The organism is Agrobacterium vitis, from assembly GCF_013426735.1.
Lineage (GTDB): Bacteria > Pseudomonadota > Alphaproteobacteria > Rhizobiales > Rhizobiaceae > Allorhizobium > Allorhizobium vitis_D.
Genome location: NZ_AP023272.1, coordinates 3,363,008 through 3,376,349, shown reverse-complemented (window position 1 = coordinate 3,376,349; position 13,342 = coordinate 3,363,008). Strand labels below are relative to the sequence as shown.

11 protein-coding genes are annotated in these 13,342 nt (G+C 58.7%); 7 read left to right on the top strand and 4 right to left on the bottom strand.

From position 1 onward, the window contains the following. Positions 1-706: 706 nt before the first annotated feature. The 3 genes from H1Y61_RS15780 (at position 707) to H1Y61_RS15770 (ending at position 5,381) form a co-directional block, all read left to right on the top strand. Positions 707-2,542 carry a methyl-accepting chemotaxis protein gene (locus tag H1Y61_RS15780; protein WP_180573163.1) on the top strand — a complete coding sequence of 612 codons (1,836 nt, stop codon included), beginning with the start codon at positions 707-709 and terminating at the stop codon, positions 2,540-2,542. Between the two features lie 497 nt (positions 2,543-3,039). Beyond that, positions 3,040-4,296, top strand: a complete 1,257-nt coding sequence (locus H1Y61_RS15775; RefSeq protein WP_174110120.1) for an aromatic ring-hydroxylating oxygenase subunit alpha — start codon at positions 3,040-3,042, stop codon at positions 4,294-4,296. A gap of 2 nt (positions 4,297-4,298) precedes the next feature. After that, positions 4,299-5,381, top strand: coding sequence for an FAD-binding oxidoreductase (locus H1Y61_RS15770; protein ID WP_180573162.1), 1,083 nt, complete (start codon positions 4,299-4,301; stop codon positions 5,379-5,381). 168 nt (positions 5,382-5,549) lie between these two features. Here H1Y61_RS15770 and H1Y61_RS15765 read toward each other — a convergent pair whose 3' ends face one another. Beyond that, positions 5,550-6,155: a DUF6656 family protein gene (locus H1Y61_RS15765; protein WP_070151855.1), complete on the bottom strand. Its 606-nt coding sequence runs from the start codon at positions 6,153-6,155 to the stop codon at positions 5,550-5,552. A 325-nt stretch (positions 6,156-6,480) separates the two neighbouring features. On the opposite strand from H1Y61_RS15765, the gene H1Y61_RS15760 reads away from it, so the two are divergent. Beyond that, positions 6,481-6,939: a BA14K family protein gene (locus tag H1Y61_RS15760; RefSeq protein ID WP_180573161.1), complete on the top strand. Its 459-nt coding sequence runs from the start codon at positions 6,481-6,483 to the stop codon at positions 6,937-6,939. 56 nt (positions 6,940-6,995) lie between these two features. Here H1Y61_RS15760 and H1Y61_RS15755 read toward each other — a convergent pair whose 3' ends face one another. Further along, positions 6,996-7,991 (bottom strand): transporter, encoded by a 996-nt coding sequence (locus H1Y61_RS15755; protein ID WP_180573160.1) that lies wholly within the window; start codon positions 7,989-7,991, stop codon positions 6,996-6,998. A gap of 218 nt (positions 7,992-8,209) precedes the next feature. Between H1Y61_RS15755 and H1Y61_RS15750 the strand changes: the two genes are divergently transcribed. From H1Y61_RS15750 to H1Y61_RS15740, 3 genes are all read left to right on the top strand, one after another. Continuing rightward, complete coding sequence (locus H1Y61_RS15750; RefSeq protein ID WP_180573159.1) at positions 8,210-9,985, top strand: acyl-CoA dehydrogenase; 1,776 nt, start codon at positions 8,210-8,212, stop codon at positions 9,983-9,985. 3 nt (positions 9,986-9,988) lie between these two features. Further along, positions 9,989-10,747, top strand: coding sequence for a crotonase/enoyl-CoA hydratase family protein (locus H1Y61_RS15745; RefSeq protein ID WP_180573158.1), 759 nt, complete (start codon positions 9,989-9,991; stop codon positions 10,745-10,747). Between the two features lie 86 nt (positions 10,748-10,833). After that, positions 10,834-11,154: a hypothetical protein gene (locus H1Y61_RS15740; RefSeq protein ID WP_180573157.1), complete on the top strand. Its 321-nt coding sequence runs from the start codon at positions 10,834-10,836 to the stop codon at positions 11,152-11,154. Between the two features lie 19 nt (positions 11,155-11,173). On the opposite strand, the gene H1Y61_RS15735 is transcribed toward H1Y61_RS15740, so the two are convergent. Together H1Y61_RS15735 and H1Y61_RS15730 are read right to left on the bottom strand one after the other, a co-directional pair. Beyond that, positions 11,174-12,430 carry a class I SAM-dependent RNA methyltransferase gene (locus H1Y61_RS15735; RefSeq protein WP_071202557.1) on the bottom strand — a complete coding sequence of 419 codons (1,257 nt, stop codon included), beginning with the start codon at positions 12,428-12,430 and terminating at the stop codon, positions 11,174-11,176. Continuing rightward, a complete protein-coding gene (locus tag H1Y61_RS15730) occupies positions 12,427-13,233 on the bottom strand; it encodes a TlyA family RNA methyltransferase (protein ID WP_180573156.1) in 807 nt (268 codons plus the stop codon). The genes H1Y61_RS15735 and H1Y61_RS15730 overlap by 4 nt, the downstream gene beginning before the upstream one ends. Between the last annotated feature and the right edge of the window lie 109 nt (positions 13,234-13,342).

Genomic DNA, 13,342 nt, shown 5'->3' with positions numbered 1-13,342 from the left:
CCAGGCCAGCAGCAATTCTTGAACAGACTGTAAAACCCCCGCTTAAACGGCGGGTGACAGAGCAATTGCCTATAGCATCAGGCTGAAAAGTCGATGTGCCAACCTAAAGTCTGTCAGGTACAGATTGAACCAGACAGACTTTAGGTTTCTTTGTTTTCGGTTGTCTTTTCGAGAAGACCGGTTGCCAATTTTTCCCGGCGAAACTCTATTGGCCCGCATATTTGCGGCTTGTTTCTTCTGTATCGCGATACGTCCTCATTTCAGAGGGTATTCAGTTTGCTGCGCACCGCTCCCGCAGCAAATAACGCTATAAGTGCAAAATAATTTAGCATCTCCTGTTTTGAGTGCATTAAATTAAGAGATGCTTAAGTTAATGTTTCCAATATTGGGTTGTTGCAGATGCATCTGCACGTTTTGAGCGTTTCTTGAAATTGAGTGGTCTGCTTTATGACAATGCAGGCACCCTGTTGTCCGGATGGAATGAGAGCCAGCCCGCAACGGCAAATCGGCAAAGAGGCTCTATCGGCCTTGAACCATCATCTGCGTTTGATGATCCGTTTGGCTGGGGGCCAGCGGATATATCTATGCTGTGATTTTCTGATTTTGCGGGTCTTTCACACATCGCACCGTTCGTCTGTGGTCGCAGTCGCGGGGCTAGCTTTTGTCATCATGGGTGGGGGCGGTCAGCCCTATACGGGGAAAGACAATGTCGTTTTTATCAAATATCACCATCGCAAAGAAGATCTACATTGCCTCGGGGCTTGGCGTGGCCATGGTTGTGGGCATGGTTGCCAACCAGCAATGGACGAACAGCACGATCAAGGCAGCGCAGGATATTGTCGCGCGTGAACAGACAATTCTCGATGGTATTAGTGCCAGCGAAAAAGCATTCGTAGAGATGAAGAGCGGCGTGCGCAACATCATGCTCGCGCCCACCGTCGGGGAGGTTGATGCCGAGCTGGCCGCGGTGAATAAATCAGCCCTCAACGGTCAAAACAGTCTGAAAGAGGCGATGCGCGTTGCGGTAAATGCGGATGCCTTGCAGGCTATTTCGACAGGCCTCGGTGATTATGCAACGGCTTCCATCAAGATCAAGGATTTCGTCAAAGAGCAGCGGGCGCAACAAAGTCAGGACCTCGTTGCGCTGACTGCCCGCCGTGATCAATATACCAGACCGATTACCTCAAAACTCAACGAGTCCATTCAAAGCGCGGTTGCGGCGTCCCGCAAGGTCACGACGGATGCCCGCAGCTCTCTTCAGGCGACGGAAGCACGCTCCGAGACCATCAACGGCACGATCCAGATCCTGATTGTGCTGGTGCTGATTGCAACGGCTTTCGTGCTGCGCAGCACCGTGGTGATACCGATCAAATTGCTGGTTGAAGCCATGAACAGGCTCTCCTCGGGCGATACAAGCCGTAGGGCAGATTTTGGCCCACGGGGCGATGAAATTGGCCTGATGTGCGATGCCGTTGAGGTTTTCCGCGAAGATGCCGTTGCCAAGCGCCAGCTGGAGGCAGAGGCCGAAACCAACCGCCGCCGTGCTGAACAGGAGCGTATCCAGACGCAGCTGAAGGCTGAGGAAGACGCCCGCGAACGCCTGATGATTGCAACCTCAGGTCTGGCCGCAGGTCTGCGGCGCTTGGCCAGTGGCGATCTGACGGTTGAGCTGCGCGAAGCCTTTTCAGAAGAGTTTGAAAGCCTGCGGCAGGACTTTAATCAATCGGTGCGCACGCTGGGTGAAACCATGGGCGCTATCCTCGACTCTGTCAGCAACATCAATAACGGTTCCACGGAGATTGCGTCTGGCGCGGGTGATCTCTCTAAACGCACGGAGCAGCAGGCGGCAGCCCTTGAAGAAACCTCCGCCGCGCTGGATGAAATCACCGTGAATGTCTCCAACTCGGCCAAACGCACCCAGGAAGCCCGCGCCGTGGTGATTGAGGCCAACAAGGCAGCCCGCCAATCTGGCCAGGTGGTGGCCAACGCCGTCGATGCCATGCAGCGCATCGAGGCATCTTCCAGCCAGATCTCCAACATCATCGGGGTGATCGACGAAATTGCCTTCCAGACCAACCTTCTGGCCCTGAACGCTGGTGTCGAAGCCGCCCGTGCAGGCGAAGCGGGCAAGGGCTTTGCAGTGGTGGCCCAGGAAGTGCGCGAACTGGCGCAACGCTCGGCGCAGGCCGCCAAGGAAATCAAGGAACTGATCCGCAATTCCTCCGACGAAGTGGGCAACGGTGTTACCCTCGTGCGTGATACGGGCAATGTCCTTAAAACCATCGAAGACTACGTCTCCACCGCCAACGGTCATATGGACGCCATCGCAACCTCGGCGCAGGAACAATCCGTGGGCCTCACCCAGGTCAACAGCGCCGTCAACCACATGGACCAGATGACCCAACAAAACGCCGCCATGGTCGAAGAAACCACCGCCGCCAGCGCCTCGCTGGCAGGCGAGGTGAACAAGCTTCGCCAATTGCTGGGACAGTTCCAGATTGGCCGGAGTGCCGGGAATTCCAGCATGTCCTATGCGGCGTGAAGGTCGTGTGAAGGGCGGAAACGTCGGGGCGTTTTTTGATGCGGTTATAATGCGCTGATGACGTTACCAGAAATGGCAACAATTGACCCGCCATCCGATGCTATCGGATTGGCGGGTCTTGTCGTTGCGGATAGCCTGCTGATATTTGCCGGTCTCGTGATGTCTATCCTGCGGATGTTACGGCGGCCGCAATCTCATGATCCCGTGTTTTGCAGTCTGATGAACAACCACGCAATCGCTAGCACCCAAATCACCCCATGTCGCAATCCATATCTGCGATGTCGTAGGCCAAGGCGGCGTAGGTGGCGCGCTTGTGGCTAGATGGGAAAAGCTCAAATACTCTGAAAAACAATGGTTCTGATCCGAATGATGGTTTAGAATCGAGGTTTGAAGGTATGGGCGGGTTATGAGGCATAGGTCGCGCTGTGCTGTCGCAGGTAGGCGGGTATCTCCCCTTTCTTTCGATGCTCCCGCGCCGGTTGGAAAACGAGGGTATCATGGATATTCACAGCACCGTTCTGCGCCAGCTGAAAAATCGCCGCGAAGGCTATAGTCTGGAACAGCCCTTCTATATCGACAAAGATTACTTCAAGCTCGATATGGAATTGATCTGGTATCGTGACTGGCTGTTCATGGGCCATGATTGCGAAATTCCGCGCGCCGGTAATTATTTTACCGTGCAGATTGGCGATTATCCTGTCGTGGTCGTGCGCGGGCGCGACGGTTTGATCCGTGCTTTCCACAATACCTGTCGCCATCGCGGCCACCGGGTCTGCACGCAGGAGCGCGGCGCGTCGGCAAAGCTCGTCTGTCCCTATCACCAGTGGACCTATGATCTGGATGGCTCGCTGGTGTTTGCCCGCCAGATGGGCGAGGATTTCGACAAGAGCCAGCATGGCATGAAGCCGGTCGCCTGCGAAAGCTTTGGCGGCTATATCTTCATCTGTCTGGCAGAGGTGCCGGAGGATTTCGCCAGCTTCCGCACCACAGCCTTGCCCTATCTTCAGCCGCACCGGCTTACCGAAGCCAAGATTGCCCATCGCAATACGATCATTGAAAAGGGCAATTGGAAGTTGGTCTGGGAAAACAACCGGGAATGCTACCATTGCGCTGGCAATCACCCGGAACTGTGCCGCACCTATCCGGAAGCGCCAAGCGCTACCGGCGTGCAAGGCGCGGGCGATGATCCTGTGATTACTGAGCACTGGCAGCGCTGCGAGGCGGCAAACCTGCCCAGCGCCTTCACCATGCATCAGAGCGGCCAGTTTCGTGTGGCCCGCATGCCGCTGGTTCAGGATGCCGAAAGCTATACGATGGACGGCAAGCGGGCCGTCAAGCGTCCGTTGTCGGATGATGTCACCATTTCCCATATCGGCACGATGCTGATGTTCCACTATCCGACCACCTGGAACCATCTGCTTGGCGACCACGCCATCACCTTCCGGGTGCTGCCGCTGAGCGCCGAGGAAACCGCCGTCACCACCACCTGGCTGGTGCATAAGGATGCGGTGGAGGGCGTGGATTACAATCTCCACGACCTCACCCATGTCTGGAACATGACCAATGACCAGGACCGCTCGATTGTCGAGGAAAATGCCTTCGGCATCCGCTCTCCCGCTTACGAGCCCGGTCCCTATTCGCCGGATCATGAGGGCGGCGTCATGCAGTTCGTCGAATGGTATGCGAATTTCATGGTGGACCGTCTCGATGGCGAAACTGCCTCGCGGAAATCCCCCCTGTCGGTCGTGGCCTGATCATGGCGGTGGACAAGATCTATCGGCATGTCGATGAGATGCGGCCCTGGTCGGACCGGGAGCATCTGCTGGAATGCGTCGCCTGGACGCCGGAAGCGCCTGACGTGATGACCTTCACCTTCAAATCGGATAGGCCGGGCCATTGGTTCCGCTACCTGCCCGGTCAGTTCGTGACGCTGGAGCTGCCTGTCGGTCCAGAGCCTGTGATGCGCACCTATACGCTATCCTCCAGCCCGTCGCGGCCCTATACGGTGGCTGTGACGGTCAAGGCGCAGAAGGACAGTATCGGCACCCGCTGGATGTTTGAAAATCTCAAGCCGGGCATGAAGATCAAGGCCTTCGGCCCGCTCGGCGATTTCTCCTATGTGAAGCATCCAGGCGAGAAATATCTGTTCATCTCGGCAGGCTCCGGCATTACCCCGATGATGTCGATGATCCGCGACATGGCCGACCGCCAGCCCGATAGCGACATCGCCTTCATCCACTGCGCCCGCTCGCCTGACGACATTATTTTCCGCTGGGAACTGGAATATAAGGCCCGTTATCTGCCCTTCTTCCAGCTTGGCTTCATTGTTGAGCAATTGCAGCGCTCACAGCTCTGGTCGGGTCTGCGCGGCTTTATCGACAAGGCGAAAATCGGCCTGTTGGCACCGGATTTTCTGGACCGCACGGTGTTTTGCTGCGGGCCGGAACCGTTCATGGCAACAGTCCGGGAATCGCTGGCCGGTGCCGGGTTCGACATGAGCCGTTACCACGAGGAAACCTTCCAGCCGGTGGCGCCCGAGCCGATGGTCGTGGTGGCCGATCCCACAGGCGAGGTGAAGCCGCATAAGGTCGCCTTCACGCTGGCTGGCAAGGAAGCGCTGTGCGAGCCGGGCTTTACCGTGCTGCAAGCCGCCCGCTCCATCGGCGTGCGCATCGGCGCCGCCTGCGAATCCGGCCTGTGCGGCACCTGCCGGGTGATGAAGTTGTCGGGTGAGGTGGAAATGAACCACAATGGCGGCATTCTCGATGACGAAATCGAGGAAGGCTATATCCTCGCCTGCTGTTCGCGCCCGACAGGCGATATTGAAATCGAGGTCTGATCCGAAGGATCGGTCCTCGCTTGTCTTACAGTCTGTTCAAGAATTGCTGCTGGCCCGGCGAAAATGGTGATTTCGAGAACCGGAACGGAGCGTACTTAAGGTACGTGAGTACCGGAAGCGCAGAAATTGCAATTTGCAGACGGCCAGCGGCGATTATTGGATAGACTGTTACATGCTGGCGATGATCTTGCGCAGTGCCGAGGTGCGAGCGCCCAAGAGCAGCACGTTTTTCAGCGCCACTTTCGGATCGCTGGTGCGAAACAACAGGCCGTCTTCGCGGATCGAGCGATCCACGGTCATTTCGCGTTTGGCCTTGTCGGGTTTCAGCGCCACGGCAAAATACATCCGACCATATTGCGGCGTGATTTTGCGGAAGAAACTATCCTCGCCGCCGACCTCGGCATTGAAATTGGCGAAGTAGAAAGCCCATTTCACATCGGCATATTGGGCGAAATTCGACCGTGATGCCGTGACATGACAGTAACCCAGATGCGGAATATCCTGAAGTGTCTGATGGAATAGCAATTTGGGAAAGCGGATAGACTTGTGAAAGCCGTTGATGCGCTGATGGGTGGTCTCTGCTGCCGCTTCCAGCCGCTTGGCCGTGCGCACTGCCACTTCCTCGTGGGTCAGATAGCGCTTTTCGTCGGCCAGCCAGTCATCCTCGTCGCGGATGATCTTGCCGGTCCGCAGAAATTCGCTGTGGGCGGCCTTGGGCCGCTTGTTTTCGAGAGCCGGAGTTTTTGGGGCCGCATAATATCGCAGTTTGGACATCGAACGCACTCTCCACACAAAGGATGACGAGCTGCCGCATTGGCTGTCGTCCAAGTGAATGACCGGATACAAGTAAATTACCGGATGCTTGTTAAAAGAAACTTTCCCAAGCTTTAGGCCGGCTGCGTTTCGCGAGGCTTGTCTGGCAGCGGACAGGCGAGTGGCAGATGTATTAATCGCCGGTTCATCCGCACCTGGCTAGGGTGAGGGCAATAAGGGCAAGTATTGCCGTTCCGTGTCATGTGTCCAACAAGTGTGATGAGGCGTGATCTGGACAGGCGAGCTTCTCCTCCCTATCTCTATTGATCATATGGAGACGACGATCATGACCTTCATCAAGCGAATTGCAGTGGCCGGTACGGTATTGGCTGTTCTGGCAACATCTTTTATATCCGCAGATGCCATGCCTCTGAACACTTTGCAGCCAGTGGTGCAATCTGCGGTGCCGGTGGAACAGGTTCAATGGCGCGGCTATGACGATGACTATCGTCCAGGTCCGGGCTATTACCGTGGCTACCGGGGTTACGATGGCCCGCGCCCCGGCTATCGCCGTCATCATGACGGTCATTGGTATCCACTAGCAGCCTTTGCCGCGGGTGCGCTGATTGGTGGCGCTATCGCCTCGCAGCCACGCCCGGCGCCTGTTGCACCGGCCTATAGCAATGGCGTCAATCCGCGCCATTACGATTGGTGTGCCGGTCGCTACCGCAGCTATGATCCCTACAGCAATACGTTCGTGACCTATAGCGGCGTGCGCCAGCAGTGCTATTCGCCTTACTATTAAGCGAAATTCTTCACTGATAAAACGCCCGGTGCTGGTTGCGCCGGGCCTCTTGCGTTTCAGAGAATTCTGGCGCGTTTCAGAATAAACCAGGCGAGGAAAATTGATCCGAGGATGAAGGCAATCGCATAGGCCGATCCTTCTGGCCCGCTGGTAAAGGGCAAATGCGAGGTGTTCATCCCGAAAAAGCCTGTGACCAGCGAGGGCGGCAGCAGAAAGGCCGTCATCAGTGACAGGATGTAGAGATGACGGTTGGTCTCGGAGGAGAGCTTGCTATCGATTTCTTCATGCAATAGCCGGGCGCGCTCATGCAGGGCATAGACATCGTGGTCGGCGGCTTCCAGCCGGTTGGTCAGACGGCTCGCCACATCTTCGAAACCGGCGGGCATTTCGTCCTCGTCCACGGCATTGGCGCGCCGCATCATACTCAGCATGCCCCGCAAATGCCGATGCAGTCGCACGATCACCCGGCGTAGCGGCGCAAGCTGGGTGCGCTCGTCGCGCATGTCCTCATCATAGACGACGTCTTCGATGCGGTTGATCTCTTCCATCAGTTCCAGCACCAGCGCCATGATACCGCGCTGAAACTCCGCCACCAGCACTTCATAGACCTGCATGGGGGAGGCGAATTTCGCCGGGTTTTTCTCAATGGCACCGCGCAGAATATCCACCGAGCGGATCGGTTGTAGCCGTGTGGTGATGATGAACCGATCCGAAAGCGCAAAATGTAGCCAGCCGATGTCCCGGGTGTCGGCGGCAAATTCGCGCTGAAAATCCACCAGCGTCCCATAGATCAGCTGCTCGTCCACCGAGAGTGCCGCGTGATGTTCGTGATTGATCAGGGCGGCGCGGGCTGCTTCGCTCAGGCCCGGAAACTGTTCGATAAAGCCGGGCACCCGCACGTCGGCAAGATTGAGGTGCAGCCAGAGAAACCCTTGTTCCGGCATCAGGCCCGTCAGCGTCGCATCCATCGGTAGGCGGGTGGCGCTCTGGTGGCGAGCGTCGATATGATAGGCCCAAACCAGACCGGGAATAGGGCTCGTCGCTGTCAGCATGGTACCGAACTTCCTCGCATCGCGTCTCATACACTTTTGGCCACCGGCTGTGCCTACGCTATATGCGCCGATTGTGACGCCCGGATCAACAGCGCGCATGGCCCGAATGAGCTTGCGATTTATTGACGTTTACGTAAAAATCAATTAGCTGAAGTATCAGGAACTATCCGGGTCGGGAGTGGCCCGCTGCAAGCCGGGATTTGACGGAGGAGAACGCGATGTACAAGGCCCCCGTGGAGGAGATTGCCTTTACCTTGAAACAGGTTGCCGGCATGGCGCAGGCGTTGGAAGAGGGCCGGTTCGGCGACCTTTCCGAGGATTTGACCGATGCCATTCTGGAAGAGGCTGGCCGGTTTGCCGCCAATGAGATCGCACCGCTGGCCGCAAATGGCGACCGGCAGGGCACGAAACTGGTGGATGGCAAGGTGCACTTGCCGGATGGCTGGGCGGATCTCTATCGTCGCTGGGCCGAAGGTGGTTGGAACGGGCTGGTGGCCGAGGAGCGCTATGGCGGCCAGGGCCTGCCACATCTGCTCAATGTCGCAGCACTGGAAATGTGGAATTCCGGCTCCATGGGCTTTGCACTGGGGCCAGTCCTGACCATGGGCGCTTCAGAGGCATTAACGGCCCATGGCAGCGAGGCATTGAAGGAAAAATTCCTGCACAGAATGGTCTCCGGTGAATGGATGGCCAGCATGAATCTCACCGAACCCCATGCAGGCTCTGATCTGGGTGTGATGAAAACCCGCGCCGAGCGCCAAGACGATGGCACCTATCGGATTTTCGGTCAGAAGATTTACATCACCTGGGGCGAACACGACGCTACAGACAATATCATCCATCTGGTTCTGGCACGGCTTCCCGATGCGCCTGCGGGTACGCGCGGCATCTCGCTGTTTCTGGTGCCGAAATTCCTGGTGAATGACGATGGCTCGCTTGGTGCGCGCAATGACCTGTTTTGCCATTCGCTGGAGCATAAGCTGGGCATTCACGGCTCTCCCACCTGCACGATGATTTTTGGCGATGGCCGGTTTGGCGATGATCCGGGCGCGATTGGCTATGTGATTGGTGAGGAAAACAAGGGTCTGGCCTGCATGTTCACGATGATGAACAATGCGCGGCTGGCCGTCGGCATGCAGGGCGTGGCGATTGCCGAAGCCGCCACCCAGCTTGCCACCGCTTATGCGCGGGAGCGCACCCAGGGCAAGGCGCCGGGCTGGACCGGTGCGGGCATGAGCCCGATCATCGAGCACCCGGATGTGGCCCGCACGCTTTTGACCATGAAGGCGCTGACCCAAGGGGCGCGGGCCATCTGCTATTCCTGCGCCCATGCCATCGACATGAGCCATCATAGCGAAGGCGATGAGGCCCGCCACTGGCAGGCGCGTGCTGCGTTTTTGACGCCGATTGCCAAGAGCTTTGCCACCGATATCGGCGTCGATGTCGCCTCGATGGGCATTCAGGTGCATGGCGGCATGGGCTTTATCGAGGAAACGGGCGCTGCCCGTCTGCTGCGTGACGCCCGCATCGCCCCGATCTACGAAGGCACCAACGGCATTCAGGCCATCGATCTCGTGGTGCGCAAGCTGCCGCTGGCCGAGGGCGCGCATGTGCGTGGCTTCCTCAGCGAGTTGAAAGCCCTTGCCGTTGCTGTGGACGCCAGCAACCGGCCCGGATTCGGCGAAACGGCGACCCGGCTGCTTGCCGCGATCCGCGATCTCGAAGATGCGACGGAATACCTGTTGGCCCGGTTAGGCGAAGGCGCGCAAGCCGAAGCCCTTGCTGGCGCAACGCCCTATCAGCGGCTGTTTGGCCTGACCCTGACCGGCGCCTATCTGGCCAAGGGGGCGTTGGCGCAGGGGGAAGACGACAAGCGCGTGGCGCTTTGCCGGTTCGTGGCCGAAAACCTCTTGGGCGAGAGTTCCGGCCTGAAACAGGCGGTGGTCGGCGGTGGGGCTAGTCTTGTCGCTGCCCGCGCTGTGCTGGAGGCCTAAATCATGAGCGAGCATATCCTTGTCGAGCGGCCCGAAACCCATCCCGGCGTGCTGGTCATCCGCTTCAATCGACCGGATAAGAAAAATGCCATTACCGAGGCGATGTATCACAGCATCACCGCCGCCCTGAATGAGGCGCAGGCCGATGACACGGTGCGTGTCGTCGCGTTTCTTGGAACCGAAGGCTGTTTTACCGCAGGCAATGACATGGGGGATTTCCTAGCCTATGCCCTGTCGGACGGAAGCAAACTTCCGGCGGCCGCTCTCGTGCTGCGGGCTTTGGTGGCGACGGAAAAGCCGCTGGTATCCGGCGTCGATGGTCTGGCCATCGGCATCGGCACCACCCTCAACATGCATTGCGACCTGACGATTGCCTCCAGCCGCAGCCTGTTCAAGACGCCGTTCGTCGATCTGGCGCTGGTGCCGGAAGCGGCTTCCAGCCTGCTTGCGCCACTTGCCATGGGCCACCAGCGCGCTTTCGCGCTTCTGGCGCTGGGGGAAGGGTTTTCAGCCGAGCAAGCGCGCGAGGCCGGGTTGATCTGGAAAGTGGTTGAGCCGGATGCAGTCGAGCGCGAAACCCTGGCGCTCGCCGCAAACCTTGCCAAAAAGCCGCCTCAGGCCCTGAAAATAGCCAGAGACCTGCTGCGCGGCGACCGCAGCCTAGTTCTGGCCCGCCTGGACGAAGAACTGGCCCATTTTGCTGCCCAACTGAAAAGCGCCGAGGCACGGGCGGCGTTCGAGGCATTTCTGGCGCGCAAGTGATTGTCGGGAACCCCGCCTGCATCAACGCATTTTCAACGACCTTCGTATAAAAGGTCATCGATATGGATGTGGGAAGGATAAAGACAATGCGTTTCGCAATGATAATCCGGGCGGTAACCATCCTTTTGCTGATGGGGACGGGCATAGCCGTTCCGCAAGCCTCTGCCGATGACCGGCTTTCCGGACCGCCTCTCATTCAGCTTGCTCAGGCGCAGCCGGATACGATCAACCGCAATCTTCCGCAGCAGGGTGGCAATGTCCGTCCGCCGCGTTATGTGTGCATCATCAAGCCACCGGCCAGCGATGCGGGTGCTGGTCGCTATTCCTGCCCCGCCAGTCCGGGCCGGGTCGGGGAGAGCTGCCGCTGCGCCAATGTGGTTGGCAGCGGCAAGCTGCGGCAGTATTGAATTCATCGGAGGAAGACTGTCAGCCCTTCGTCAGAGCCACCACCACCTCGACATGCGGCGACCAGAGGAATTGGTCGATGGGCGTCACAGCCGTAATGCGGTAGCCGCCAGCCATCAGGATCGACAGGTCGCGGGCCAGCGTCAATGCATTGCAGCTGACGGCAACGATGGTTTTCACCTGGGAGCGGGCGAGTTCCGCGCACTGTTCCTCGGCTCCGGCCCGTGGCGGGTCGAAGACCACGGCATCCAGCCCCTTCAGTTCCGAAACCATCAGCGGGCGGCGGAACAGATCGCGCTTTTCGGCCTTGATCGGTTTTAAACCCTTGGTGTTGCGAGCCGCCAGATCCAGCGCTTTCACCGCCTTTTCATCGGATTCGACGGCGAGAACCTGGGCCTGACGGGCCAATCGCAGGGCAAACGTGCCGATCCCGCAAAACAGATCCGCCACCCGCTTGGCTTTGCCGACATGGTCGAGCACCAGGGCAGTCATGGCGTCTTCGGCCTGGCGGGTCGCCTGGGTAAAGGTTCCAGGCGGCATGGCGACCAGCGCCCCGCCGAAATCCAGCATCGGTTTATGCGGCTCGATGACGATTTCGCCATTGACGGAAACGCGGGCCACGCCGCGCATTTTCAACACCACTTCGGTAATCGCGCGGCGCTCGCGGTCCGGCAGGCCGCCCCGCACGCCGTCAAGCGACACGTCCAGCCCGGTGGTGGTTTCCGTCACGGTCATGCGGAAATGATCCGATCCGGTGGCAATCGCCGCTCCGATGGCGCGCAGGTCATCCAGCCGGGCAAGAATGCCCGCGGATGTGACGGGACATTCTTCCAATTCGACAATATGGCGGGATGCGGCCTGGTTGAAGCCGATCAACAGGCCCTTTTCGCGCTTGCGGGCCGTGAACACCAGCCGCCGCCGTTCGCCGGGAAAGGCTTCGACCAGAGGGTTCACCTCGGTCTCGATGCCCTTGGATTTCAGCGCCGCAATCAGCGTCGAGCGCTTGAATTCATTATAGGCGGATTTTTCCATATGCTGGAGCGAACAGCCGCCGCAGGTGCCGCCGACCCCGTCAGGGCCGAAATGCCGACAGACCGGCTCGATCCGCTCCGGCGAGGCCGACGCAATCGACATGATCGTGCCTTGGTCCTTGACGCGGGCGACCGCCACCCGCTCGCCGGGCAAGGAAAAGGGTACATAGACCGGGCCGTCTGCGCCATTGGCAATGCCATCGCCCTGGGCGCCGAGGCTGTTGATCGTCAGTGTCTCGGTGCTCATTCTGCATCCTCAGGCTGTTCTTCAGGCTTTCGCCCTGCCAGCAGGAATTCCACATTGCCATCGCCACCGGCAATCGGCGAGGGGATCATGCCAAGGCTTGTCCAGCCCATGTCTTTGCTCAACCAGCGTTCCAGCTCGGCGGCCACAAGCGGCGCGGTTTCCGGCTCCTTGAGGAGACCTGCCTTGCTGATGGCCTCGCGGCCCGCCTCAAATTGCGGCTTGACCAGCAGCAGGCAATGGCTGCCGGGCTCGGCCATTTCGAGAGCAGGCACCAGGGCCAGTTTCAGCGAAATGAACGACACGTCGGAGACCAGGAAGGTAAATTCCTGATTGCCGATATCCTCCGGCTCCAGATAGCGCGCATTCAGCCCTTCGATATTGGTGGTGCGGGGATCACTTTCCAGCCGGGAATGAAACTGTTCATGGCCGACATCAATGGCAATCACATGCGCTGCGCCGCGATGCAGCAGCACTTCGGTAAAGCCGCCGGTGGACGCACCGACATCAAGACAGATATGGCCCTTGGGGTCGAGCTTGAAGTGGTCGAGGCCAGCCACCAGCTTCAGCGCGGCGCGTGACACGTAATCCTGGGCCGGATCGTCGATTTCGATCGTCACATCAGGGGAGAAGGTCAAGCTTGGCTTGGTCACAGTGCGGCCATTCACCTTGACACCGCCACGCTGTACGGCATCGCGGGCGCGCGAGCGGCTGGCGAAAAGATTGAGAGCAACCAGCAACTGGTCGAGACGTTGGGGTTCCAACGATTGGGGGCTTGGCGATTGGGGGCTTGGCGATTGGGTCATACCCCCGTCAATGACGGTTTCCGCTGCGACTTGCAAGTCTCTTGCCCTTGTCAGGCTAGGTCGTAGGATCGCCGCCATCGCTTTCCGCGTCCGATAAGAGGAAAACTGC

Coding starts and splice junctions, on each gene's coding strand:
- H1Y61_RS15780 (WP_180573163.1), top strand. CDS start 707: ATGTCGTTTTTATCAAATATCACCATCGCAAAGAAGATCTACATTGCC.
- H1Y61_RS15775 (WP_174110120.1), top strand. CDS start 3,040: ATGGATATTCACAGCACCGTTCTGCGCCAGCTGAAAAATCGCCGCGAA.
- H1Y61_RS15770 (WP_180573162.1), top strand. CDS start 4,299: ATGGCGGTGGACAAGATCTATCGGCATGTCGATGAGATGCGGCCCTGG.
- H1Y61_RS15765 (WP_070151855.1), bottom strand. CDS start 6,155: ATGTCCAAACTGCGATATTATGCGGCCCCAAAAACTCCGGCTCTCGAA.
- H1Y61_RS15760 (WP_180573161.1), top strand. CDS start 6,481: ATGACCTTCATCAAGCGAATTGCAGTGGCCGGTACGGTATTGGCTGTT.
- H1Y61_RS15755 (WP_180573160.1), bottom strand. CDS start 7,991: ATGCTGACAGCGACGAGCCCTATTCCCGGTCTGGTTTGGGCCTATCAT.
- H1Y61_RS15750 (WP_180573159.1), top strand. CDS start 8,210: ATGTACAAGGCCCCCGTGGAGGAGATTGCCTTTACCTTGAAACAGGTT.
- H1Y61_RS15745 (WP_180573158.1), top strand. CDS start 9,989: ATGAGCGAGCATATCCTTGTCGAGCGGCCCGAAACCCATCCCGGCGTG.
- H1Y61_RS15740 (WP_180573157.1), top strand. CDS start 10,834: ATGCGTTTCGCAATGATAATCCGGGCGGTAACCATCCTTTTGCTGATG.
- H1Y61_RS15735 (WP_071202557.1), bottom strand. CDS start 12,430: ATGAGCACCGAGACACTGACGATCAACAGCCTCGGCGCCCAGGGCGAT.
- H1Y61_RS15730 (WP_180573156.1), bottom strand. CDS start 13,233: ATGACCCAATCGCCAAGCCCCCAATCGCCAAGCCCCCAATCGTTGGAA.